The 23,062-nt window shown below is 67.4% G+C and carries 22 protein-coding genes, 1 tRNA gene and 1 pseudogene; 16 read left to right on the forward strand and 8 right to left on the reverse strand.

Features of this window, described 5'->3' with window-relative positions; all coding sequences use genetic code 11:
* Positions 1–117: 117 nt before the first annotated feature.
* Positions 118–1,008 carry a hypothetical protein gene (locus ACUYTF_RS11135; protein WP_449279842.1) on the forward strand — a complete coding sequence of 297 codons (891 nt, stop codon included), beginning with the start codon at positions 118–120 and terminating at the stop codon, positions 1,006–1,008.
* Here the strand turns inward: ACUYTF_RS11135 and ACUYTF_RS11140 are convergent.
* On the reverse strand, positions 1,001–1,918 hold the full coding sequence (locus ACUYTF_RS11140; protein ID WP_434143215.1) for a pseudouridine synthase: 918 nt from the start codon (positions 1,916–1,918) through the stop codon (positions 1,001–1,003). The genes ACUYTF_RS11135 and ACUYTF_RS11140 overlap by 8 nt on opposite strands.
* Positions 1,919–2,126: 208 nt before the next feature.
* Between ACUYTF_RS11140 and rpsA the strand changes: the two genes are divergently transcribed.
* On the forward strand, positions 2,127–3,569 hold the full coding sequence (gene rpsA, locus ACUYTF_RS11145) for a 30S ribosomal protein S1 (protein ID WP_434143216.1): 1,443 nt from the start codon (positions 2,127–2,129) through the stop codon (positions 3,567–3,569).
* 119 nt (positions 3,570–3,688) lie between these two features.
* Here the strand turns inward: rpsA and ACUYTF_RS11150 are convergent, their stop codons facing one another.
* Positions 3,689–4,297, reverse strand: a complete 609-nt coding sequence (locus ACUYTF_RS11150) for a DUF4126 domain-containing protein (protein ID WP_449279843.1) — start codon at positions 4,295–4,297, stop codon at positions 3,689–3,691.
* 48 nt (positions 4,298–4,345) lie between these two features.
* Here ACUYTF_RS11150 and coaE point away from each other — a divergent pair, with 48 nt between their 5' ends.
* Positions 4,346–4,951, forward strand: a complete 606-nt coding sequence (gene coaE, locus ACUYTF_RS11155) for a dephospho-CoA kinase (protein WP_434143218.1) — start codon at positions 4,346–4,348, stop codon at positions 4,949–4,951.
* A 19-nt stretch (positions 4,952–4,970) separates the two neighbouring features.
* Here the strand turns inward: coaE and ACUYTF_RS11160 are convergent, their stop codons facing one another.
* Positions 4,971–5,573, reverse strand: a complete 603-nt coding sequence (locus tag ACUYTF_RS11160; RefSeq protein ID WP_434143219.1) for a vitamin K epoxide reductase family protein — start codon at positions 5,571–5,573, stop codon at positions 4,971–4,973.
* A gap of 312 nt (positions 5,574–5,885) precedes the next feature.
* Here ACUYTF_RS11160 and ACUYTF_RS11165 point away from each other — a divergent pair, with 312 nt between their 5' ends.
* The 11 genes from ACUYTF_RS11165 to ACUYTF_RS11215 all read left to right on the forward strand — a co-directional run bounded on the left by ACUYTF_RS11165 (position 5,886) and on the right by ACUYTF_RS11215 (position 15,841).
* Positions 5,886–8,309, forward strand: a complete 2,424-nt coding sequence (locus ACUYTF_RS11165; protein WP_434143220.1) for an Rne/Rng family ribonuclease — start codon at positions 5,886–5,888, stop codon at positions 8,307–8,309.
* 178 nt (positions 8,310–8,487) lie between these two features.
* Positions 8,488–8,796 (forward strand): 50S ribosomal protein L21, encoded by a 309-nt coding sequence (gene rplU / locus ACUYTF_RS11170; RefSeq protein WP_434143221.1) that lies wholly within the window; start codon positions 8,488–8,490, stop codon positions 8,794–8,796.
* Positions 8,797–8,833: 37 nt separating this feature from the next.
* Positions 8,834–9,088, forward strand: coding sequence for a 50S ribosomal protein L27 (gene rpmA / locus ACUYTF_RS11175; protein WP_434143222.1), 255 nt, complete (start codon positions 8,834–8,836; stop codon positions 9,086–9,088).
* Between the two features lie 67 nt (positions 9,089–9,155).
* The gene (obgE, locus tag ACUYTF_RS11180; RefSeq protein WP_434143224.1) at positions 9,156–10,661 is read left to right on the forward strand and encodes a GTPase ObgE; all 1,506 of its coding nucleotides are present in this window, start codon (positions 9,156–9,158) and stop codon (positions 10,659–10,661) included.
* Positions 10,643–11,437 carry a glutamate 5-kinase gene (proB, locus tag ACUYTF_RS11185; RefSeq protein WP_434143612.1) on the forward strand — a complete coding sequence of 265 codons (795 nt, stop codon included), beginning with the start codon at positions 10,643–10,645 and terminating at the stop codon, positions 11,435–11,437. Before obgE ends, proB begins: the two co-directional genes overlap by 19 nt.
* Positions 11,438–11,447: 10 nt before the next feature.
* Positions 11,448–12,701 (forward strand): glutamate-5-semialdehyde dehydrogenase, encoded by a 1,254-nt coding sequence (locus ACUYTF_RS11190; RefSeq protein WP_434143226.1) that lies wholly within the window; start codon positions 11,448–11,450, stop codon positions 12,699–12,701.
* 58 nt (positions 12,702–12,759) lie between these two features.
* On the forward strand, positions 12,760–12,990 hold the full coding sequence (locus tag ACUYTF_RS11195) for a hypothetical protein (protein WP_434143228.1): 231 nt from the start codon (positions 12,760–12,762) through the stop codon (positions 12,988–12,990).
* A gap of 6 nt (positions 12,991–12,996) precedes the next feature.
* Entirely contained in the window at positions 12,997–13,602 is a 606-nt protein-coding gene (gene nadD, locus ACUYTF_RS11200; protein ID WP_434143229.1) for a nicotinate-nucleotide adenylyltransferase, read from the forward strand.
* Positions 13,595–15,172, forward strand: coding sequence for a hypothetical protein (locus ACUYTF_RS11205; protein WP_434143230.1), 1,578 nt, complete (start codon positions 13,595–13,597; stop codon positions 15,170–15,172). Before nadD ends, ACUYTF_RS11205 begins: the two co-directional genes overlap by 8 nt.
* A 65-nt stretch (positions 15,173–15,237) precedes the next feature.
* The gene (gene rsfS / locus ACUYTF_RS11210) at positions 15,238–15,630 is read left to right on the forward strand and encodes a ribosome silencing factor (RefSeq protein WP_434143232.1); all 393 of its coding nucleotides are present in this window, start codon (positions 15,238–15,240) and stop codon (positions 15,628–15,630) included.
* A 138-nt stretch (positions 15,631–15,768) separates the two neighbouring features.
* Positions 15,769–15,841: transfer RNA gene (locus tag ACUYTF_RS11215), tRNA-Ala, on the forward strand.
* A 604-nt stretch (positions 15,842–16,445) separates the two neighbouring features.
* On the opposite strand, the pseudogene ACUYTF_RS11220 reads toward ACUYTF_RS11215, so the two are convergent.
* A pseudogene (locus tag ACUYTF_RS11220) lies at positions 16,446–17,498 on the reverse strand (recombinase family protein); the annotation flags it as partial.
* The gene (locus ACUYTF_RS11225) at positions 17,495–17,677 is read right to left on the reverse strand and encodes a hypothetical protein (protein ID WP_449279844.1); all 183 of its coding nucleotides are present in this window, start codon (positions 17,675–17,677) and stop codon (positions 17,495–17,497) included. The gene ACUYTF_RS11225 and the pseudogene ACUYTF_RS11220, both read right to left, overlap by 4 nt.
* Positions 17,678–17,919: 242 nt before the next feature.
* Here ACUYTF_RS11225 and ACUYTF_RS11230 point away from each other — a divergent pair, with 242 nt between their 5' ends.
* Positions 17,920–18,615, forward strand: a complete 696-nt coding sequence (locus ACUYTF_RS11230; protein WP_441873443.1) for a hypothetical protein — start codon at positions 17,920–17,922, stop codon at positions 18,613–18,615.
* A gap of 39 nt (positions 18,616–18,654) precedes the next feature.
* Here the strand turns inward: ACUYTF_RS11230 and ACUYTF_RS11235 are convergent, their stop codons facing one another.
* The 3 genes from ACUYTF_RS11235 to ACUYTF_RS11245 form a co-directional block, all read right to left on the reverse strand.
* A complete protein-coding gene (locus ACUYTF_RS11235; protein ID WP_449279845.1) occupies positions 18,655–19,419 on the reverse strand; it encodes a helix-turn-helix transcriptional regulator in 765 nt (254 codons plus the stop codon).
* 290 nt (positions 19,420–19,709) lie between these two features.
* Entirely contained in the window at positions 19,710–20,174 is a 465-nt protein-coding gene (locus ACUYTF_RS11240) for a GNAT family N-acetyltransferase (RefSeq protein ID WP_428931813.1), read from the reverse strand.
* 100 nt (positions 20,175–20,274) lie between these two features.
* A complete protein-coding gene (locus ACUYTF_RS11245; RefSeq protein WP_428931814.1) occupies positions 20,275–21,501 on the reverse strand; it encodes a benzoate/H(+) symporter BenE family transporter in 1,227 nt (408 codons plus the stop codon).
* Between the two features lie 99 nt (positions 21,502–21,600).
* On the opposite strand from ACUYTF_RS11245, the gene ACUYTF_RS11250 reads away from it, so the two are divergent.
* A complete protein-coding gene (locus tag ACUYTF_RS11250; RefSeq protein ID WP_428931815.1) occupies positions 21,601–22,980 on the forward strand; it encodes an aminotransferase-like domain-containing protein in 1,380 nt (459 codons plus the stop codon).
* Positions 22,981–23,062 lie beyond the last annotated feature (82 nt).

Raw genomic sequence — 23,062 nt, forward strand, 5'->3', positions numbered from 1 at the left:
TAGCAAGCGCGAGATCCGGCGCTGTCTCAAACGCTACCTCGGTAGGCACTTCTACCGGACGCTCAATGCCCTACATTCTGCCGGTTCTACGACTTGACAATCATAGAAGCGTCTCTGGTGCAGGCGCTCGCCACCGAACTCGGCGTCAGCGGTCAGGAGCTGATCAGCGCCAGCGAGGACCACGAGGGTCGAGCCGACAAGCGCGACGCCCGCAACTACCGTGGCTGGCGCCGTGCGATCCTCTGGACGACGCTGCTCACCTGGGCCGGCGCGATCCTCACCTGCTTCATCGTCAACCTGTCCGTGCAGCACACCCTGAGCTGGTTCTGGATCGTGCTGCCGGCCGTGGGTCTCGCGTTCTCGCTCACCACTCTGCCGCTGCTGCCCGTACCGCGACCGGGCTGGTCGGCCCTCGCGAGTGCCACGGCGTGTCTCGTAGTGCTGCTGCTCGTGGTCTGGCTGCAGTTCGCGGCAGGGCCGTGGCTCGTGATCGCGGTGTCGGGGGTGCTGTTCGGGCTGCTGCTCGTCTTCACGCCGATCTGGCTCACGCTGCTCGAACTGCCGGGCGGTCTCGGGCGGCATACCACCGTTCTCGCGCTCGTGATCGACACGGCGGCGCTCGTCGTGTTCCTGCTCATCGTGTTCGTCGCCCTCGGGCGGCTCGAACTGTGGGTGTGGCCGGTGCTGCCGCTCGTCGCGATCGGCGCCGTGCCGATCTGGCTGGTCGCGCTGACCATCCGCTACCTGCCGCTGCCTGCTCTCGGCGTGACCGCAGCGGTCGTGCTGCTCTTCGGAATCTGCGCGCTGGTGATCGGCCGACTGGTGAACGCGGTGCTGGGGGAGCGGGAGGCTGGGTACGTCGACCTGATGACCTGGGGCGACGCGACGATCGAAGCCAACATCCGCCTGCTGATCTTCTGCGCGGCCTGCGGGGCGGCGCTGGTGTTCGGAGCGGCGGCTCTCGTGCAGAGCGGGGCTCGCCGCCGCAGCGGGGCGACGGTCAGGTGATCGGCAGGGATCGCCGCGACGTGAAGCGCCGGTCCGACCCGTCGACGGGGTCCGTGAACGATAGCTCGCTGGCGAGCAGCTGCAGCGGATGCGCGAAGTCGTCGATATCGACCCCGCGCGACACCGGGTAGTGCGGGTCGTTCACGATCGGTACGCCGAGTCCGTTCATGTGCAGGCGCAGCTGGTGGGTGCGACCGGTAGCGGGCGTGAGCCGGTAGACGCCGGTGCCGTCGCCGAGGTCGACCTCGAGCTCGACGAGGGTGCGGGCGTTGACCGGGGCGCCGGGCACGACTTCGGCCTGCATCACGCCGTGCTGCTTCGCGATGTGGTTCTCCACGGTCAGCGGAAGCTCGAGCGCGGGGCCGATCGGGGCGACCGCCCGGTACACCTTGTGCACGGTCTGCTCCTGGAAGAGCGACTGGTAGGCGCCGCGCCACCGGCGTTCGACGGTGAGCAGCAGCAGGCCCGAGGTGACGCGGTCGAGACGGTGCGCCGGGGTGAGCTCGGGCAGCTGCAGCCGGTCGCGCAGCTTGACGACGACGCTCTGCGAGACGTGCCGTCCGCGCGGGATCGAGGACAGGAACGGCGGTTTGTCGATGACGACGATGCGATCGTCGCGGTGCACGATATCGATGCTGCCGGGCACCTCGGCCTCGTCGCGCAGCTCGCGATGGAACCACACGAAGGTGTGCGGGCGGTAGCGATCCCCGGAGCCGACGACCGAGCCGTCCTCGTACACGAAGGCACGCGCGTCGAGCATCGCGGCGACATCGACCTCCGCGGGGATGCGGCTGCGCAGCCAGGCGCCCATCGTGTCGAACGGCGGAGGTTCGCCGTGCACACGGTTCGCGGTGCGCAGCCAGGCGGCATCGAGGCCGTGGCGCTGTGGCAGCGGGGAGCGGGGAGGCACCCGGCCAGCCTAGCTCGGCGGCGCGGCGAACCCCGGGCGTGTCGCCGCTTGTTTCTGCGTGGATCGGCGGGTTAGACTGGAGTGTCACTTTTGTGGCGACTCAACCATGTCCACGCGCGGGTGGGCCCGGCGGCCGCGATCGCATCGCGGCCGAGCAGTTCCGGTGCGCTCCCGCCCGAATATCCTGTCCATTCTGGAGACCAATTTCATGACGAACGCAACGACCACGAGCAAGCAGGTCGCTATCAACGACATCGGCTCTGCCGACGACTTCCTTGCAGCGGTCGAATCGACCCTGAAGTTCTTCAACGACGGCGACCTCATCGAAGGCACCGTAGTGAAGATCGACCGCGACGAGGTGCTCCTCGACGTCGGTTACAAGACCGAGGGTGTCATCCCCTCGCGCGAGCTGTCCATCAAGCACGACGTGAACCCCGATGAGGTCGTTCAGGTCGGCGATCCCGTCGAGGCGCTCGTGCTCCAGAAGGAGGACAAGGAAGGTCGCCTGATCCTGTCGAAGAAGCGTGCTCAGTACGAGCGCGCCTGGGGCGACGTGGAGAAGATCAAGGAGAACGAGGGCGTCGTCACCGGCACCGTCATCGAGGTCGTCAAGGGCGGCCTGATCGTTGACATCGGACTCCGCGGCTTCCTCCCCGCATCGCTCATCGAGCTGCGCCGCGTGCGCGACCTGACCCCGTACCTGGGTCAGGAGATCGAGGCGAAGATCCTCGAGCTCGACAAGAACCGCAACAACGTCGTCCTCTCGCGCCGCGCGCTGCTCGAGGAGACCCAGTCGGCGACCCGCTCGTCGTTCCTGGCCGAGCTCAAGCCCGGCCAGGTGCGCAAGGGCGTCATCTCGTCGATCGTCAACTTCGGCGCATTCGTCGACCTGGGCGGCGTGGACGGCCTCGTGCACGTCTCCGAGCTCTCGTGGAAGCACATCGAGCACGCCTCCGACGTCGTCGAGGTCGGCCAGGAGGTCACCGTCGAGGTGCTGTCGGTCGAGCTCGATCGCGAGCGCGTCTCGCTGTCGCTGAAGGCGACGCAGGAGGATCCCTGGCAGGTCTTCGCCCGCACCCACGCGATCGGCCAGATCGCCCCGGGCCAGGTCACGAAGCTCGTTCCCTTCGGCGCATTCGTGCGCGTCGCGGACGGCATCGAGGGCCTCGTGCACATCTCGGAGCTGTCGGATCAGCACGTCGAGCTCGCCGAGCAGGTCGTGCAGGCGAACCAGCAGGTCTTCGTCAAGATCATCGACATCGATCTCGAGCGTCGCCGCATCTCGCTCAGCCTCAAGCAGGCCAACGAGGGCATCGACCCCGAGGGCACCGAGTTCGACCCGGCTCTCTACGGTATGACCACCGAGTACGACGAGAACGGCGAGTACAAGTACCCCGAGGGCTTCGATCCGGAGACCCAGGAGTGGAAGGAAGGCTTCGAGAGCCAGCGCGAGAAGTGGGAGCAGGAGTACGCTGCTGCCCAGGAGCGTTGGGAAGCCCACAAGAAGCAGGTCGCGACCGCGATCGTCGAGCAGGCTCAGGCTCAGGCCGACGCCCCCTCGTCGAGCTTCTCGAGCGATTCGAACTCGGGCGGCGCTCTCGCCGACGACGAGGCGCTCGCCGCTCTGAAGGCGCAGCTCGAGGGCAACTAACCCTCTGCTGACGACTCCAGTCGCACACGAAGGCCCGGTCTCCGTTCGGAGGCCGGGCCTTCGGCGTGCATGCGGTGCGCGTGCGGCGCGCACCGGGGGAATGCGTGCGCACCGGGGGACTAGGCAGTGGCGCTCGCAGCGCGCTTCGCACGGCGAACGGCGAGGCCCCGACGCAGTCGGCGCACGAGCAGCACGAGTACGAGCGCGAGGAAGACCACCGCCAGCACCGGCACGATGACCGCGAGCAGCGTGAGCACGACGGCGCCGATGTCTTCGAGGGTGCTCATCACCGCCGCCCCGGCCCCCGCCGTGACGAAGTTGATGACCGGGCGCGCTGCTGCCTTCAGCACGTGCGGCACGAGCGCGATCACGATGCCGAGCACGAACGGCCAGAAGTGCGCGGAGGTGACGAAGCTCTCGGGGTCGGCGACGGCGACCGTCTGACTCGCCGAACCCGCGGCGAACACGATGCCGCCCGATGCGGGCCGCACGACCGTCTGGATCACATCGTTCACCGAATCGAGCGCCGGGAACTTGTCGACGAGCACCTCGACGAGCAGCAGCGCCGCGACGATGCCGAGCGACCACCAGTTCTCGAGCCACAGCCAGCCGTCGGGCAGCTGCACGATATCGGTGAAGCGCGAGAGCAGCCCGATGCCGAGCATGGGGATGTACGCATTGAGCCCCGCAGCCGATGCGAGGGCGAGGCCGGTCAGGATCTCGAGCATGCCACCAGACTAAAGGAGGCCCGCTGCGCGCGCGGTAATCTATCGCGTATGCAGTTGATCGCGCTCACCGGCGGAATCGCCGCCGGCAAATCGACCATCGGCGACCGCTTCGCCCAGCTCGGCGCGGTGCGCATCGACGCCGATCGGCTCTCCCGTGACGCCGTGGCCCCGGCGACACCCGGCCTCGCCCGGGTCATCGAACGATTCGGCCCCGAGGTGATCGCGACGGGCGGCGAACTCGACCGCGCGAAGCTCGGCGGTATCGTGTTCGGCGACGCCTCGGCGCTCGCGGATCTGAACGCGATCGTGCACCCCGAGGTGCAGCGCCTGCTCGACGAGCGCCTCGCCGAAGTCGAGCGGTGCGACCCCGACGTCATCGTCGTCTACGAGATCCCGCTGCTCGCCGAGACCGGGAAGACGCGCGACTACGACCTCGTCGTCGTCGCCGATGCTCCCGAAGAGCAGCGCGTGCAACGCATGATCGAGCTGCGCGGCATGACCGAGAGCGAGGCCCGGGGGCGTATCGCGAACCAGGCGGGCGACGAGGCGCGCAGGCGCCTGGCCGATGTCGTCATCGACACGTCGCGCACCCGGGCCGACACGATCGCGCAGGTCGATGCGCTGTGGGCGCGCCTCACCAGGCGGCCCGCATGAGCGCAGAGGCGGCTCCGGGTCAGGCCCGTGCGAACTCCGCGAGCCAGTCGAGGCGCACCTGGGCGGCGAACGCGATGACGAGGTAGGTCGCGACGACGAAGACCCACGACCATGAATGCAGTTTCTCGAGCGACCCGCGACGCGCCGGGCCGGCCTCCCACTTCGACGGCGGCAGCAGCATCGTGATCCAGAACAGCGGGATCATGACGAGCCACACGATCATGCACCACGGGCAGAGCGTGCCGAGCACGAAGACGCTCTGGTACGAGAGCCAGCAGATGAAGGCGAATCCCGCCGCGAGGCCCAGCCGGTAGCCGATCCAGAACCACCGGGGGAAGCGTACGCCTGCGAGCAGTGCGACGCCCACGAGAACGGGGACGACGAAGGCCGAGACCCCGATGATCGGGTTGCTGAAGCCGAAGAGCGATCCCTGCCACGAGCCCATGTTCGGGCCGCAGGTGACGAGCACGCTCACCGAGCAGTTCGGAATGTAGTCGGGATTCTGGAGCGTGCGGATGTATTCGGTGAGCAGCTCGAACGAGGCGAACCAGCCGATCGCACCGGCGATGACGGTGAAGAGCGCGAAGGCCGTCGGGCGGGAGCGTGCGCGTGAGTCACTCATACGGGCGATCCTACTCGCCGAGGGGTGTGATCCGACTGCGAAAGGACCGCCGGTCGCGCGTCGCGTCGTGGCGGGGCGCGTTCTGGAAGATCTCGGGCGGGGCGTGTCATAATGAACTACGCGCGACATGCCGACGAGGCGGGTCGCACGCACAGTCTTTTGAATGCTGCGAAGCGTTCACCGGCCCGAGAACGGCCGAGTGCGGGTGTCGTATACGCCCGCGGACACACCAGAATTTCGCGGTGTTCCACCGCACCATAGAGTTCCCGCACTGCGCCTGGCGCTGCGGGTCATAAAGGAGACCACCGAGTAATGGTGAAGGATACGCAAAGCGAAGCAGCTGCAGCAGCGGGGGAGACCCCGGTCGTGAACGGAGAGAACGAGGAGCGGGTCGAAGCCGCGGGCGTACGGGCAGAGACCGCCGAGCAGCCCGAGTCCGAGGCGTCGGTCGCTGAAGCAGAGACCGAGTCGGTCGCCGAAAGCACCGAGTCGACCGAGCAGAGCGCTCCGGAGACCCCGACCGCCCCGACCTGGGCCGAGATGACCCCGGAGGAGCGCTTCCGCGCGACGACCAAGCTCATCTTCATCGCCCCCGATGTGCCCCCGATCCAGCCGCGGCCGCGCCGCAGCGATCTCACCCGGCTCGACGACATGCTCGACCGCCAGTTCGATCGCCAGGAGCGCCACGAGCCGCGCGACACGCGCGATGCGCGCAGCCAAGCGCACGAAGAGGACGACCGCGATCGGGCGGGCGCTTCGTCGCGCCGCCGCAGGCAGCGCGGGGGAGAGTCTGTCGCAGAGGACGACGCGCCGCGCCGCGCCCCGCGCCAGGCCCCGGTCATCAGCGAGCCGCAGCGGGTGAAGGGCTCGACGCGGCTCGAGGCGAAGAAGCAGCGCCGTCGCGACGGCCGCGATGCGGGCCGTCGCCGTATGGTCATCACCGAATCCGAGTTCCTCGCACGCCGCGAGGCCGTCGACCGCGAGATGGTCGTACGCACGACCGCCGACCGCGTACAGATCGGCGTGCTCGAGGACAAGGTGCTCGTCGAGCACTACGTCGCACGCTCGAGCGAGAACTCGCTCATCGGCAACGTCTACCTCGGTCGCGTGCAGAACGTGCTGCCGAGCATGGAGGCCGCTTTCGTCGATATCGGACGCGGCCGCAACGCCGTGCTCTACTCGGGCGAGGTCGACTGGTCGGAGTTCGAGGGATCGAACTCGGCGCGCAAGATCGAGAACGCGCTGAAGCCCGGCGACCAGGTGCTCGTGCAGGTCACGAAGGATCCGGTCGGGCACAAGGGCGCGCGCCTCACGAGCCAGATCTCGCTGCCGGGCCGCTTCCTCGTCTACGTGCCGGGCGGTGCCATGAACGGCATCTCGCGCAAGCTCCCCGACACCGAGCGCGCGCGCCTCAAGAAGATTCTGAAGGCCGTGCTGCCCGAGGGCGCCGGCGTGATCGTGCGCACGGCGGCCGAAGGTGCGAGCGAGGACCAGCTGACGCACGACGTGCAGCGGCTGGCGCGCCAGTGGGAGTCGATCCAGAAGCGCACCGAGAAGGGCGGCGGGCCGGCACTGCTGCACTCGGAGCCCGACATGCTCATCAAGATCATCCGCGACGTCTTCAACGAGGACTTCCATCGCCTGGTGATCTCGGGCGCCGAGACCTACGGCACGATCGAGCACTACCTCATGCAGGTCGCGCCCGACCTCATGCAGCGCGTCGAACGGTACGAGGGCGAGCGCGACGTGTTCGTCGAGTACCGGGTGACCGAGCAGATCGCGAAGGCGCTCGACCGCAAGGTCTGGCTGCCGTCGGGCGGCTCGCTCGTCATCGACCGCACCGAAGCGATGACCGTCGTCGACGTGAACACGGGCAAGTTCGTCGGTTCGGGGGGCAATCTCGAAGAGACGGTCACCAAGAACAACCTCGAGGCGGCCGAGGAGATCGTGCGCCAGCTGCGGCTGCGCGACATCGGCGGCATCATCGTGATCGACTTCATCGACATGGTGCTCGAGTCGAACCGCGATCTCGTGCTGCGCCGTCTCGTCGAGTGCCTCAGCCGCGACCGCACCAAGCATCAGGTCGCCGAGGTCACCTCGCTCGGGCTCGTGCAGATGACGCGCAAGAAGCTCGGCCTCGGGCTGCTCGAGTCGTTCAGCGACCCCTGCGAGGTGTGCGCCGGCCGCGGCATCATCGTGCATCACGAGCCGGTGACGAAGCATCGCAGCGAGCAGTCGTCGCGCGGTTCGCGCCGCGGCAAGGGGCAGCAGCAGAATCAGCAGCCGCAGCCCCAGCAGAACCACAATCCGCAGGCGCACGCCATCACCGACGGCGCGAAGAATATGCTCGCCCAGGTGGCGGCGTCGACGCTGAGCGGTGGCAAGCCGCACGGTGAGGACGACCACGTCGCCGAAGCGCACGGGGGCGCGCAGCCGTCGCGCGCCGGCGATCGGGCCGCGGCCGACGCATCCGGCGCGCAGAGTACCGGTCGTCAGCACGCGAGCGCTTCGGCTTCGGCGTCGCCCGACGATCTGCTGAACTCGCTGCTCGACGCGCTGCCTGAATCGCCGGCGGCAGGCACGGGCCGTTCGCGCGCCCGCCGTCTCGCCGGCAGCCGCGGCGGTGCGGAGCGCTCTGCCGCGGCCCGCGAATCCGCTGCCGCCATCGAGGCGAAGCAGGCGCTCGCGCAGGCGCTCGAAGAGACCTCGCGGCGCTCCGCGACCGGAGGCGAGTAGCGCGCCCGCATCCGGTGCGACACGATCCTGCGAAACACGCGGGGCCGTATTTGACCGGATTTGGGTCTGTGAGATATTATTGAGCGTTGGTGCCACTCCTTCCGGGTGGTGAAACGCAGACTTCGAAGCCGGTACACAGGCTTCGACATGATGACGATCCTCAAGGAATGGGTGACAAGTGGTTTACGCAGTAGTGCGCGCAAGCGGCCGACAGGAGAAGGTCGAGGTCGGCTCGATCATCACCGTGAATCGTGTGGCAGGTGACGCTGACGGCAAGCTCGAGCTGCCCGCAGTGCTGCTCGTCGACGGCGACACGGTGACCACCGATGCCGCGGCTCTCGCCAAGGTGAAGGTCACCGCCGAGGTCCTCAACGACCTCCGCGGCCCGAAGATCGTGATCCAGAAGTACAAGAACAAGACCGGTTACAAGAGCCGTCAGGGTCACCGTCAGGATCTGACCCGCCTCAAGGTCACCGGCATCAAGTAATTCGCCTTCGCGAAGACAATAAGGAGCACACAGACTCATGGCATCCAAGAAGGGCGTCGGTTCCAGCAAGAACGGACGCGACTCGAACCCCCAGTACCTCGGTGTGAAGCGCTTCGGCGGCCAGCAGGTCAACGCCGGCGAGATCATCGTTCGTCAGCGCGGCACCAAGTTCCACCCCGGCGTCAACGTCGGCCGTGGTAAGGACGACACGCTGTTCGCGCTTGCCGCGGGCGAGGTCGCATTCGGCGCGAAGGGCGGCCGCAAGGTCGTCAACATCGTAGCCGCTGCCTAAGAGCGGGCGACTACGGCGAGGCGGGCTTCGGCTCGCCTTTTGCCGTATCTAGGGAAGGAAAACGGGCATGGTGACATTCGTCGATCGTGTGCAGCTGCGTCTCCAGGCGGGTCGCGGCGGAGACGGCTGCGTCTCGGTGCGCCGCGAGAAGTTCAAGCCCCTCGCGGGCCCCGACGGCGGCGCCGGTGGGCACGGCGGCGACATCGTCATCCTCGCCGACCCCCAGGTCACCACGCTGCTCGAATACCATCGCCGACCGCATCTGAACGCCGAGAACGGCGGGTACGGCGCGGGCGACTACCGCTCGGGCACGAACGGCGCCGAACTCGTAGTGCCGGTGCCGGTCGGCACCGTGGTCAAGGACGAGGCGGGCGAGATCATCGCCGACCTCGCGGAGGCCGGCATGCGCCACCTCGCGGCGCAGGGCGGCCTCGGCGGCCTCGGCAACCATGCCCTCGCGAGCCCCAAGCGCAAGGCGCCGGGCTTCGCTCTGCTCGGTACCTCGGGCAAGCAGGCGCGCGTCACGCTCGAACTGAAATCGATCGCCGACGTCGCGCTCGTCGGCTACCCCTCGGCCGGCAAATCGAGCCTCATCGCGGCGATGAGCGCGGCCAAGCCGAAGATCGCCGACTACCCGTTCACGACGCTGCACCCGAACCTCGGAGTCGTGCAGTCGGGCGAATCGCGGTACACGATCGCCGATGTGCCCGGCCTCATCGAAGGCGCGAGCGACGGCAAGGGCCTCGGACTCGACTTCCTCCGTCACGTCGAGCGCTGCAGCGCCCTGCTGCACGTGCTCGACTGCGCGACGCTCGAGCCCGGCCGCGACCCGGTCTCGGACCTCGAGGTCATCAAGGCCGAGCTGGCCGCCTATCCGGTGCCCGAGGGGCAGGTTCCGCTGCTCGGACGCCCGCAGCTGGTCGCCCTCAACAAGGTCGACGTGCCCGAGGCGCGCGAGCTCGCGGAGTTCGTGCGGCCCGAGCTCGAGGCCCAGGGGTACCGGGTGTTCGAGATCTCCACCGTGTCGCACAGCGGTCTGCGCGAGCTCGGATTTGCGCTCGGCGCGCTGGTCGATGAAGCGCGCGCGGTGCGCGCAGCCGAGGAGCGCGAGCCCGAACGCATCGTGCTGAAGCCGCGCGCTGTCAACGAGAGCGGTTTCCGCGTGCTCACCGAGGGCGGCACCTACGGCACCCTCTACCGCGTGCTCGGGGAGAAGCCCGAACGCTGGGTCGAGCAGACCGACTTCCAGAACGACGAAGCGGTCGGCTACCTCGCCGACCGGCTGCAGAAGATCGGCATCGACTCCGCCCTCATCAAGGCAGGCGCGGTGTCGGGCTCGACCGTCGTGATCGGCCCGGGGTCGGGAGTCGTCTTCGATTGGGAGCCCACGCTGACGAGCGCCGCAGAGGTGCAGATCGGCGCGCGCGGCACGGATGCCCGCATCGATGCCTCCGATCGCCGCACCAACAAGGAGCGGCGCACCGAGTACCGCGACCGTATGGATGCGAAGGCCGAGGCCCGCGCCGAGCTGGAGCGCGAGCGAGAGGCCGGGCTCTGGAGCGAGGAATCGTGAGCCGGTCTGATCTGCTCTCCGCCGATCGGATCGTCGTCAAGGTCGGCTCGTCATCGGTCAGCGGCGAGAACGCGTCGCAGATTCCGGCGCTCGTCGACTCATTGGCGAAGCTGCACCAGGCGGGCGTCGAGGTGATCCTCGTCTCGAGCGGCGCGATCGCCACCGGCGTGCCCTTCCTCGAGCTCGCCGAACGCCCCGATGACCTCGCGACGCAGCAGGCCGCTGCGGCCGTCGGTCAGAACATCCTCGTGAACCGGTACCAGCGCGCGCTCAGCGCGCACGATATCATCGCCGGGCAGGTGCTGCTGACCGCGCACGACATGGAGAACCCGACGCACCGGGGCAATGCGAAGCGGGCGCTCGAGCGTCTGCTGCAGCTCGGCACGCTGCCGATCATCAACGAGAACGACACGGTGGCGACCCACGAGATCCGTTTCGGCGACAACGACCGGCTGGCGGCGCTCGTCGCTCGCCTCGTGTCCGCAGACCGACTCGTGCTGCTCTCGGACGTCGACTCGCTGTACACCGCGCCGCCTGCGATGGCCGGCGCGAAGCGCATTCCCCACGTGCCCTACGGCGACCGCCTCGAGGGCATCGAGATCGGCGAAGCGCAGTCGGGCTGGGGCACCGGCGGCGCCATGACCAAGGTCGCGGCCGCGCGGCTCGCCGCCGATGCGGGCGCTTCGGTGCTGCTCACCGAGACGAAGCTCTTCGCCCGGGTGATCGCGGGCGAAGACTACGGCACCCGCTTCGATGGGGCGCCTGCGAGACAGTAGTCTGGAGGGTATGACTCACGCCGATCCCTTCCTCGCCAAGCTCGAGCTCGCCCGCGGTGCCGCCAAGCAGCTCGCGACCGTCACGACGCTGCAGAAGAATGCGGCGCTCGAGGCCATCGCCCGGTCCCTCGAGGGCAGCATCGCCGAGGTCGTCGAGGCGAACGCTCTCGACCTCGCAGCGGGGCGCGAGAACGGCATCGGCGAGGGCCTGCTCGACCGTCTGCGCCTCGACGAGCCGCGCCTGCGCGCACTGGCCGCTGCCGTGCGCGACGTGATCGCCCTGCCCGACCCGGTCGGCCAGATCGTGCGCGGCAGTACGCTCGCCAACGGCATCGCCATCACCCAGGTGCGAGTGCCGTTCGGCGTGATCGGCGCGATCTACGAGGCCCGACCCAATGTGACGGTCGATATCGCGGCGCTCGCGCTGAAGAGCGGCAACGGCGTCGTGCTGCGCGGCGGCAGCGCCGCCGAGAACTCGAACCGCGCGCTCGTCGGCATCATCCAGGCCGCGATCTCGAGCACCGGGCTCGACGGCGACGCGGTGCAGACCATCGACGAGTTCGGCCGCGAGGGCGCCGGTCGCCTCATGCGGGCGCGCGGCTACGTCGACGTGCTGATCCCGCGGGGGAGCGCCGGGTTGATCTCGACCGTCGTCAACGAATCGACGGTGCCCGTCATCGAGACCGGTTCGGGTATCGTGCACGTGTTCGTCGACGCCACCGCCGATGAGGAGATGGCCGCTTCCATCGTCAAGAATGCGAAGACGCACCGCCCGAGCGTCTGCAACGCCGCTGAGACCCTGCTGGTGCATCGCGACGCCGTCGAACGGCTGCTGCCCCGCCTCGCGGGTGAGCTGATCGAGGCCGGCGTCGACCTGAGCGGCGACGATACGGCTCGCGCGACTGCCGCGGGTATCGCCGCCGCCGACGACGAGACCTGGGCGACCGAGCACCTCGCCCTCGAGATGGGCGTGCGCATCGTCGACTCGCTCGATGAGGCGCTCGCCCACATCGAACGCTATTCGACCCGTCACACTGAGGCGATCGTGACCGAGGATTACGCGAACGCCGAGCGCTTCCTCGCCGAAGTCGATTCGGCAGTGGTGATGGTGAACGCGTCGACGCGCTTCACCGACGGCGGGGAGTTCGGTTTCGGTGCAGAAGTCGGTATTTCCACGCAGAAGCTCCACGCGCGAGGCCCGATGGGCCTATCCGAGCTCACGAGCACGAAATGGCTCGTGCGCGGTTCGGGTCAGATCCGATAGCCCGAACCGGTAGACTGTCAAGGTCGATTCCGTTTCACTTGTGATGACAGGGGTTTCAATGTCACTTCTCGCCACGTTCGCAGCAGCCGAGGGCGCCGCGCATGTCGTCAACGAGCTTCCCATTCCGGCGATCGCCTACGGCATCATCGTCTTCTCGATCTTCGTGGTGCTCGCCATCGTCACCTTCTCGTTCCACGACGTGGCGAACCGCCACGCGGCCAAGGCCGCGGCCTACGCCCGCGACCACGGCGTCACCGATCCGCACGGCACTGACGGCAAGCACGAGTAACCCCCGGTGAGCGGCAAGCGGCGCGTGGGGGTGATGGGCGGCACCTTCGATCCGATCCATCATGGCCACCTCGTCGCGGCGAGCGAAGTCGCGCAGAGCTTCGACCTCGACGAGGTCGTCTTCGTGCCGACGGGTCGCCCCTGGCAGAAGACGAATGTCTCGGAGAGCGAGCATCGCTACCTGATGACGGTCATCGCGACCGCATCAAACCCCCGTTTCACGGTGAGTCGGGTGGATGTCGATCGCGAAGGCTCGACCTACACGGTCGACACGCTGCTCGATCTGCGCAAGCAGATGCCCGACGCCGAGCTGTTCTTCATCTCGGGCGCCGACGCAGTCGAACAGATCTTCAGCTGGAAAGACGTCGACCGACTCTGGGAGATGGCTCATTTCATCGCCGTCTCACGGCCCGGGCACGAGCTCTCGCTTTCGGGTTTGTCAGGCGAACACGTAAGCTTGTTGGAGGTTCCCGCTCTTGCGATCTCGTCAACGGATTGCCGGGCGCGGGTAGCTCGAGGATATCCGGTGTGGTACCTGGTGCCCGATGGCGTCGTTCAATACATTGCGAAGCACGGCCTGTACAGCACTGAGGAAGTGACGAAAGATGAGTGAGCACGACGACCAGCCCCCGATGACCCGACGGGAGCGCAGACTGCGCGAACTCGCGGAGACGGGCGCGCTCGACCTTTCAGAGGCGCTGCAGCAGGCGAAGGAGCCCGTGGCAGCAGCCGAAAGCGCCGCACCCGCCCCCGAAGCCAACGGGTCGATCGAGATCTCGCCGTTCAACGAGGATGGTACGCCGCGCAGCCGACGCGAGATGCGGCAATTGCGCGAGGCCGCCCTCGCGGAACAGGCCGATTCGGGCGACGCCTCCTCTGGTGCCGACCCCGCTACCGGGCCTGAGGCCGCTGCAGAGCCCCAGGCATCCGCCGAGCCCGGTGCAGACGCGGCAGAACCAGAACCGGTCGAACCCGAGGCGGCAGAGCCGGTCGAACCCGAGGGCGTCGAGGCCGAGGAAGTCGGTGTCGAGCCCGACGCAGCGATCACGGGCGAGGATACGGAGAACGCGATTCTCGGCGGCATCTTCGAGACCTCCAAGAATGCTTCCGATGCGCCCGAGACGTCGGCGCTCGACTTCGACTCGCTGATGGCGCCGCCGACGGCTCCCTTCTCGGTGGAAGATCTGCGCGAAGCCGAGCGAGGTCCGAGCAATGAGGCCGCCGACATCTTCACCGACGCTGTCGATGGGGCGGACGTCGATGAGGCCCCCGAGACGTTCGAGGCTCCCGAGGCCGATCTCCCCTCGGGCCCGGATGCCGAGCCCGAGGTCGAGGCTGTCGCCGAGCCGGTGAAGCCGAAGCGCCGGTTCCCCTGGGGCCGCAGCAAGACCGAGGCCGCCGAGCCGAGCGACTCTGCGGAGGTGGCCGCCGAAACGAGCGAGCCCGAGGCCGACGCAGCGGTGTCTCCCGAGGAGCAGCCCGAAGCCGAGGCGGCGCCCGTAGAGCCCGCTTCCGAACCCGAAGACGTGCTGCCGGTTCCCGGTCCGCGACGCGGGGGCGCTCAGCCGAAGCCCGCGCCCGTCTCCGAGACGCCGGAGCCCGTGCAGGCATCGGAGTCGCAGAAGTACTCGTTCCCCGACATCCAGCCTCCCGAGGAGTGGCGCTCGGTCTTCGACGACCCGGCATCGCGCACCGTCGGCGGCCAGGGGGCGAGCGAGAAGGGCGATTTCGACGATCTGATCTCGCGTGCCGTGGCCCAGGAGGGTGCCACCGGTTCGTCGAACACGTCGGCGCTGATCCTGCCCTCGATGCCCGATGACACCGGCGGTCTCACCGGCCCGCTCGGAGCGACCGGCGAGCTCTACATCACCGGGTCGATCGAACTGCCGCGCTCGCTCGGCGAGACCGGCGGCCACTCGTCGATCCACGATTCGCTGCAGATGCAGCCGATCAGCATGCCCGAAGCCGGCGAAACCGCTCAGACCACCGAAGCAGGCCCCACCCCGGTCTCCGCGAAGCACGCGGTGAGCGCGCGCATGCCCTCCGGCATGCCGGTCGTCGCGAAGCCGACCAAGGAGAAGAGCAAGCTGCCTCTGGTGCTCGGCATCTCGGGCGGCGGTCTGCTCGTCGTCATCGTCGGCCTCGGCGTCTGGGGTGCGACGAGCGGCATGTTCTCGGGCTGAACCGCTTTCAACACCGATCTCGATATACAGGAATGGGAACGACACTGGACACTCAGGTAGACCAGATGCGTGAAGTGCTCGCACACCTCGAACTGGCAGTGCGCGCCGCGGATGACAAGGGTGCGACAGCACCGGTGGCGCTGGAGGTCGGTGAGCAGTTCGGCTTCGCCGATGCCTTCCTCATCCTCACCGGTTCCGTCGAACGCAATGTGCAGGCGATCTCCGATGCGATCGAAGAAGCCCTGAATGCGGCCGGCGTGCGCACGCTGCGCCGCGAGGGCCGCGAGAGCGGCCGTTGGGTGCTGCTCGACTTCGGCGATATCGTCGTGCACGTCTTCCATCAGGAGGAGCGGGGCTTCTACCAGCTCGAGAAGCTGTGGAGCGACTGCCCGGTCGTCGACCTGGCTCCGATGCTCGAAGCCGCGGCTCCCGACTCCGCGTTCGACGATCGATCGTAGCCGTCTTCCGGCTGATGCGCCCGCGCCCCGGGCCGTGACACGCGCGGGGGAAGCGGTTCGGGTCGTCGATTTGGACTTCGAGGGCCCGGCCGGTGTAGAGTAGAGGAGTTGTCGGGGGAGCATTCCTCCGACTTCAACGGGTCTGTGGCGCAGTTGGTAGCGCACCTGCATGGCATGCAGGGGGTCAGGGGTTCGAATCCCCTCAGATCCACCCAAAGTGTCTTACGGGAACACGCGACATCGGTAGAGGTGGCGTGTTCCCGTTTGGCTTCCTTGCCTTCGTCGCCGGTGTCGTGGGCTTCGCGGAAGATCGTCGCGAACGGCTCCGCGAGGTGTGGCCGGAGTTGTTCGTCGTCGGTGATGTCCAAGCGTGTGTAGAACGCCTGATTCGCGAGCCGCCGGCCGGCGTCGCCAGAGTGGGCGTAGGCGCGGTGCGCGTCGGTGAGGAGCCGCAGGCTGTCGTGGAGGAACGCGCGCCCGCCGGTGTGATGTTCGCTGTGCTCGGCGAGGCGACGGTTGATGTCGGCGAGGCCGGTGCGGATGCGGTCTTGATGCCGCTTGAGGGTGTCGAGGTCGATGGCGTCGGCGAAATGCGCGGCGAGGAGTTTGTCGGACTCTGCCTCCAGGCGTGCCCGGTTCGCGGTCAAGTCAGCAACTTCCTGATCCTGGCCCGCGTTGCGCTTATCGAACGCCGCATCCACGTCAGCCGCGAGCCGTTGATAGGTGGCGTCGCCGATCGTGATCGAGGCGTACGAGTCCGCCACGAGGCGTTCGGCGACTGCGACGGGGACAGCGCGTCTGGTGCAAGTGGTCTTCTTGGCGGCGCGGCCGGAGCAGATGAAGTAGGCGTAGGTGGTGCCGCGTGGATTGGTGGCGAAGTCGAGCAGCATGCGGGACCCGCAGGTGCCGCAGTGCAACAGTCCTTTGAGGTGGTGGGCGTGCTGAACGTGCCGGGTCATCTTCGCCGTCCGCGCCCGGAGTAGCGATTGCACTTTGTCGAACAGTTCCGGTTCCACGATCGGGTCGTGCGCGCCGGGGTGCAGTGCGCCCTTGTAGCGGATCACGCCCGCGTAGTACGGGTTCGTCAGCAGCTTGTAGAGCGTGTTCTTCCCGAGCGGCTTCGAGGGGCGCTTCGGTGTCGGCACCGTCAGCAGCCCCCGTGCTGTCAGCTCCCGCAGGAGACCGGTGACGGAGGTTTCCCCGGTCGCGTAGTGCTCGAATGCCCAGGTGATAAGCGGGGCGCGTTCGGGATCGACCTCGACGGTGCGTATCTCGCGGCCGTTGTCGTCGATGCGGCGCACGTTGAGGTAGCCGATGGGTGCGCGCATGGGCGTGCCGCCCTGGGCGACCTTCTGCGTCAATCCCTTGGTGACTTCGGTGGCGAGGTTACGGCTATAGAACTCGGCGATGGAGGACATGATGCCGTGCACGAGCATCCCCGACGGCGTCTGATCGATCGACTCCGTCGCGGATATGAGCGTGACACCAGCAGCGATGAGTGCTTGGTGGATGGCGACGTCGTCGGCGCGGTTGCGGGCGAGGCGGTCGAGCTTGTGCACGATGCAGAACTGCACCCGTGTCGCGGCGATGAATGCGAGCATCTCCTGCAACCCGTCGCGGTCGGCGGAGCGTGCAGACTCGCCCGCGTCCACGAACTCGCGGACGATCCGCGCACTGAGTTCGTCGGCCTTGCGGTGATTAGCCTCGCGTTGGGCGGGGATGGAGAACCCTTCCTCGGTGCCGCCGCGCTCGGCCTGCTCACGGGTCGAGACGCGCAGGTAGGACACAGCCAGCAGCACCGGCCGGTCACCCACTCCGAGGACGACGGCACCAAGCGGCGTGAGCGTAGGAGCGATGTTCGGGGTCATGCGGTGCTCCTTCGTTGGCGCAGTTCGGGTTCTCGTTCTTCCTCTACTCTGCCCCGCGCATCTGACATCAGGCTCAGATTCTGAGGAGCCGGGAGGCCGTAGGGGTCGGGCTGTCCGTTGCGGTAGGCGTCGTAGCGGGCCTGGGTGATGTTCAGCACCCACTCGACCAGCTTCCCCACGTCCGGTTCCGAGCGGCGGATCGTGCGGAGGCGGAGCTGCCTCGGATCACTCCCCGACCCCGACCCCGACGAGTGCGCACCCCAGCCCCGCGCCGCGCGGGAACGGCGCTCACGGGTCGGGGTTGGGGTCAGAACACTCACCTCAATCTCATGCGATAGCAGGTACGCCATATCAAGGTAACACACTCTTGGCGTAATGGCCATTATTTGAGATGAATCAGAGGTTCCACTACCCTGGAGGCATGAGTCAAGACGTGGAGGATGTTCCGCTGCTGGTCCCCGAAGACCTGCCAGCGGGCTGGGTGATGCCCGATCCGCCCGTGATCGCCTCTGCTGCCGAATCGGTGGCCATCGACGCGGCGCTCAGGTACGACAGGCGGGTCTACCCGACGCCGGGGCCGGATGGGGACCTGACCGGGTATAACGATGGTCGTGATGGGCGCTGGTTCCTCATCCAGCACGTCCAGTCCTCCACGCGCGTGCTGCTGCGGTTGCAGCGCCAGTACGTCCTGCTCCAGGAGCCGATGGGTGAGGTGCGGATCACCGGGATCGTGTACCTGCCCGAACAGGCCGGTGATCCGGTGGCAAGCCCGATGCTCCGGAACCTGCCCACGTCGCGGATCGAGGCGGCGATCAACCGCCGCCAGTTCGCCGTCACCGGTACGACCCGGTTCGAGGGTGGCACACTCACGATGCCCTCCGGCCGCATACTCCGCTCAACCGAGGTCATGAAACCGTTGGGGAACCCGAAGCGCACCCCGGACTTCTACGAAGTCGTCGCCCTGCAACACACCCGCCTCGTCGACGACGGGGAACCCAACCCGACTGCGCGCATGGCTGAGATCAGCCGGGTGCCGCTCTCGACCGCGCAGGGGTGGGTCGCCCGCGCCCGCTCCAAGGGTCTGCTGCCGCCCGGCAGGCGTGGGCGCGCGGGCTGAGGGTGAATCTGCATCATGGAGACTGCGCTTCGCGATGACTCATCCGCTGCGAGAATCAGCGTTATGAGTTCTGGCCGGTATGGTTCCGATGCCTGGCCCCTCTGGGGATGTGCTCGGTGGGCCGTGACGTCGGTAGTTGCTTGGGCTTGTGCCCATGTATCGGCGGAAGATCGTTGATGCTTGCCCGTCTTGGGGTGCCCAGCCGACGCGCGTGGAGATGGTGGCGATGGGCTCGTTCGTCTCGCGGATAAGACGTGCCATCTCCTGCGCACGCAGGATCGAGAGGTACGTCATCGGTGACACTCCGAAGGAGTCCTTGAACACTCGTCTTAGCTGGCTGGATGACAAGCAGGCATGCGCAGCGAGGTCTTTGACCCGCCATCGTTCCGCAAGTCTGTGGTGCAGGAGTTCCGCTACTTGCGCGGCCTCTTGGCGGACGGGCCGGAATGCTCGCCATCGCGGAGAGGCGACGTGGGTAGCGCGTTCGCGTGCTGTCAGCAGGGGCATCTCGATTGGAGCGTGTCGAAGGTGCGGGACGATCACCTCGAGCGTCGTCAGGAGCAGCGCATGGGTGCGGAAGTAGACCGCTGCATCTTGGTGTGTTTCTGTCAGGGTGCCGAGTTCATCGAGGGTCGGCGCGAGCCGTTCGATACCTTGTTCTCCGAGACGGACAAGCTGTATGGGGTCGGGGTAGAGCTTGACGGCGAGTTCTCGGGCGGCGTCACGGTCGGGGATCAGGTCGAGGTAACGCCAGAACAAGTGCTCGATGAGATAGTCCGTGTCGATCAGGAGCGTGGTGGTCATGACCGCAGCCTCTGCGCGGTATCCGAATGGCGCACCGGCCGCGACCAGCACCGTGTCGCCGGGGGTAGCGAACGCGGGTCTGGCGCGGCCGGTGTCAAGGATCAGCGTGCCGTCACGGACGAACACGAGTCTCACGCAGTCGAAAGGAACCCGTGGTTCACTATGACCGCTTGTGAATGTCCGAACGGCGCTGGATACCATTGTTCTCTCGCACGTTCAGCATCAGCGAATTGCGGAGCCGTAAGCCGCTACTTGTCGGCAGAGAGGAACTACTGGCAAATAGAGCGGCATCATCGTGGGGTCGGCTCGGCGTCGTAGGTCACCCAAGCGGTTCGAGTGGCGAGGGTGTTGTAGAGCGCCTGTGCCTGGTGGTTGTCCTCTGCGGTCATCCACTGCACCCCGGCGCGGCCCTCGGCTGCGGCCATGTCGGTCAAGCGTCCGATGAGTGAACGTCCGACGCCGCGCCCGCGAGCTGCGGGTGTCGTGAACAGGTCGTCGAGGAAGATGTGCGAGGTGCCGGTGTAGGGCGAGGAGAACCGGCGGTGGTGGGCGAAGCCCAGAATCTCGCCGTCTGCCTCAGCGACGAGGGCCTTGCACTCGTGGGTGGGATCCATGAACCAGCCCCAGGCGCGCGAGACGACTTCCTCGGATTCTTCGAGCTTGTAGAACTCCCGGTAGGCGCGGAAGAGGGCGCGCCACTCGTTTTCGTCGGTAGGGGCCAGGAAGCGGATGGTCGGGGCGATCTTGGTAGTCATTGATGTGTCCTTGCGTCTTGAAATGAAAGCAACGCATTGATGCGCTGCGGGGCGAACTTGCGGGTTACGCCGCCCCTCAGTGGGAGCGGCAGGAGCGGTGTCACGCGGTCACGTCGGCCTCCTGCCTCGTCTTGGCGCGGCCAGACGCTTCCCGTGCCGGGGTGAGCACGAGGTAGACTGCGGCCCCCGCGATCAGTCCCCAGAATGCGGAGCCGACGCTGAGGATGACGACGCCTGACATGGTGACGGCGAGGGTGGTGATCGCGGCGAGGCCGGTGCGGGTGTTGCCGCTCATCGCGCCGGTGAGCGCCGTGAGCGCCGCGCCCAGGAGCGCGACGGCAGCGACGACGGAAACGGTCTCTGTGGGGATCGCTTGGAACCCGGCAACGAGTACGCCGCCGAAGGAACCGACCAGCAGATAGGCGAGGCCACCCGAGAGACCAGAGATGTACCGCTTGGTGCGGTCGGGGTGGCACTCCGGGCCGATGGCGACTGCGGCGGTAATCGCGCCCAGATTGATGCCGTGCGCGCCGAAGGGGGCCAGCATCGCCGAGACGGTCGAGATGGTGCCGACCAAGAGCCGGTCATTGGGCTGGTAGCCCTGCGAGTGCAGGAGTGCCAGGCCGGGCGCGTTCTGCGATGCCATCGTGACGATAAACAAGGGCAGGGCGACGCTGATGAGCGCGGCGGGCGTGAACACGGGCATCGTGAACACCGGGCCACCCAGCGTGAGCGAGGGCGCGACCTCCTGGAACGATCCCGTAGCCCAGGTCGCGATGAGGCCCGCGGCGAGTGCGGCGAGGACCGCGAAGCGGTCGAAGAAGCGTTTGCCGAGGAAGAAGGTGACCACGATGCATCCGGCGATCACCGGGGCGCTGGCGAACGCTCCCGCTGCGGTGACGACGAAGGGCAGCAGGATGCCCGCGAGCAGCGCCTGGAGCATGGGGCCGGGGACTTTGGAGAGCAGCCACCCGAACCAGCCGGTGTAGCCTGCGACGGCCGCGGCGACCGATGCGACAAGGAACGCCCCGACCGCCTCCGCGAACGAGAAGCCACCCAGGGAAGCGATCAGCAGGGCGGCTCCCGGCGTCGACCAGGCCACGATGACCGGGATACGAGTGAACAGGCTCAGCACGATGCTGCACACCCCATTGCCGATGGACAGCGCCCACACCCAGGAGGCAGTCTGCGCTTCATCGAGGCCAGCAGCTCGGGTAGCTTCGAGAACGATCAGGAACGGCCCTGCGAAGTTGATCAGCGCCGAGAGGAACCCCGCGACGATCGCGGTGACCGACACATCCCGCAGCACAGCGGTAACCCGACTCATGCCCGCACCGCCAGAGCCTGAGCAAATCTGCCAGCGAGACCCGGCGAATGCCGGGGTAACGGACTTGCCAAATCATGAGTAACGTTATCTACTGGGTTCATGTCCAATGATAACAGAGCGTCAGTGATTGCGGCACGCCTGCGCGAGCGAGTGAGAGCTGCGCCCGCCGGGGAGAAGCTGCCGGGAGTGCGGGAACTGTCAAAAGAGTTCCAAGCGAGTGCCGCCACCGTCTCTGCCGCACTGTCAGAACTCACCGCCCTAGGCCTGGTGCGGGCCGAACCTGGCCGGGGTACATTCATCGCCGAGCGGGAGCAACTCTCGGAACCGGATTTCGCGTGGCAGTCGCAGGCGCTCGGCCCCGCCCGCGTGGACACTGAGCGGGCGTCGCGCCTGGGTGGGTACGGCACCCCCGAGCACATTCCGCTGTCCTGGGGATACCTCGCCCCCGAGCTGCTGCCCAATGACGAGATGCATCGCATCGGCTCCCGAGCCGCGAAAAGCAACCGGTCGTGGATGATGACCCCACCGGCAGGTTCCCCCGAGCTTCGCCGGGTGTTCGCGACCGAATACCGGGCCGATCCCGGTGACGTGCTCGTGGTCTCCGGCGGGCAACAGGGCCTGGTCTTCACCATGCGCACCCTCGCCGAACCGGGGGCGACCGTAATCACCGAAAGCCCCAGCTACCCCGGCGCGATCCTCGCCGCCCAAAGCGCGGGCCTGACCATCGCGTCCGTGCCCGCCGACAAAGACGGGATCATCGTCGAACGGCTGGCCGATGAGCTGGAACGTACCCGCGCGCGGGTGATCTACCTCCAACCCAGCTACGCCAACCCGACCGGCACCGTGCTCAGTCGAGAACGACGTACGCAGGTGCTCGACCTCGCCGCCCAACACGGCGCGTTCATCATCGAAGACGACTGGGCCAGACACCTCGGCATCGACGGGCGCACCCCGCCGCCGCTGATCACCGAAGACCCGAACGGGCACGTCGTCACCATCACCACGCTCTCCAAACCCGCCTCGCCCGGACTCCGGATCGGGGCAGTGATCGCACGCGGCCCCGCCGGTGACCGGCTCCGCGCCTCCCGCACCGGCGACGACCTCTGCGTCGCACCGATGGTCCAAGAAATCGCCCTAACCCTGCTCACCTCGAACGTGTGGGCGCGACACCTCAAACGCCTCCGCATCGAACTCGCCGAACGCCGCGACACCCTCACCGCAGCCATCAGGCAGACCCTGCCCGGCGTCCGCATTCAAGGCGTCCCGGGTGGGGGCATCCACCTCTGGGCGAAACTGCCTCACGGAGCAGACACCCACCAGATCAGCAGCGACGCCTATGCTGCCGGGGTGCTCGTCGGAGACGGGCGACACTTCTTCGTCAACGAACCCCCCGCCCCCTTCCTGCGCTTCTCCTACGGCGCAGCCACCCCCGCCCAGATCGCCCAGGGCATCCGAAAACTCGCCCCCATCATCACCTAACGCCTCGCTTCAGAATCACTCCCATCGCCTGAGCGCATCCTGAGTTCTCCCGTCACCCTCTTGACCATTCAAACCAGAATGA

Source organism: Leucobacter sp. GX0328, from assembly GCF_053567315.1.

Bases quoted from the DNA above. Each gene is read 5' to 3' on its own strand.
- rsfS (WP_434143232.1), top strand. From the start codon at position 15,238: ATGCGTGAAGTGCTCGCACACCTCGAACTGGCAGTGCGCGCCGCGGAT.
- ACUYTF_RS11190 (WP_434143226.1), top strand. From the start codon at position 11,448: ATGACTCACGCCGATCCCTTCCTCGCCAAGCTCGAGCTCGCCCGCGGT.
- ACUYTF_RS11240 (WP_428931813.1), bottom strand. From the start codon at position 20,174: ATGACTACCAAGATCGCCCCGACCATCCGCTTCCTGGCCCCTACCGAC.
- ACUYTF_RS11250 (WP_428931815.1), top strand. From the start codon at position 21,601: ATGTCCAATGATAACAGAGCGTCAGTGATTGCGGCACGCCTGCGCGAG.
- ACUYTF_RS11150 (WP_449279843.1), bottom strand. From the start codon at position 4,297: ATGCTCGAGATCCTGACCGGCCTCGCCCTCGCATCGGCTGCGGGGCTC.
- rpmA (WP_434143222.1), top strand. From the start codon at position 8,834: ATGGCATCCAAGAAGGGCGTCGGTTCCAGCAAGAACGGACGCGACTCG.
- rpsA (WP_434143216.1), top strand. From the start codon at position 2,127: ATGACGAACGCAACGACCACGAGCAAGCAGGTCGCTATCAACGACATC.
- ACUYTF_RS11160 (WP_434143219.1), bottom strand. From the start codon at position 5,573: ATGAGTGACTCACGCGCACGCTCCCGCCCGACGGCCTTCGCGCTCTTC.
- ACUYTF_RS11235 (WP_449279845.1), bottom strand. From the start codon at position 19,419: ATGACCACCACGCTCCTGATCGACACGGACTATCTCATCGAGCACTTG.
- ACUYTF_RS11245 (WP_428931814.1), bottom strand. From the start codon at position 21,501: ATGAGTCGGGTTACCGCTGTGCTGCGGGATGTGTCGGTCACCGCGATC.
- ACUYTF_RS11165 (WP_434143220.1), top strand. From the start codon at position 5,886: ATGGTGAAGGATACGCAAAGCGAAGCAGCTGCAGCAGCGGGGGAGACC.
- coaE (WP_434143218.1), top strand. From the start codon at position 4,346: ATGCAGTTGATCGCGCTCACCGGCGGAATCGCCGCCGGCAAATCGACC.
- ACUYTF_RS11195 (WP_434143228.1), top strand. From the start codon at position 12,760: ATGTCACTTCTCGCCACGTTCGCAGCAGCCGAGGGCGCCGCGCATGTC.
- ACUYTF_RS11230 (WP_441873443.1), top strand. From the start codon at position 17,920: ATGAGTCAAGACGTGGAGGATGTTCCGCTGCTGGTCCCCGAAGACCTG.
- obgE (WP_434143224.1), top strand. From the start codon at position 9,156: ATGGTGACATTCGTCGATCGTGTGCAGCTGCGTCTCCAGGCGGGTCGC.
- ACUYTF_RS11205 (WP_434143230.1), top strand. From the start codon at position 13,595: ATGAGTGAGCACGACGACCAGCCCCCGATGACCCGACGGGAGCGCAGA.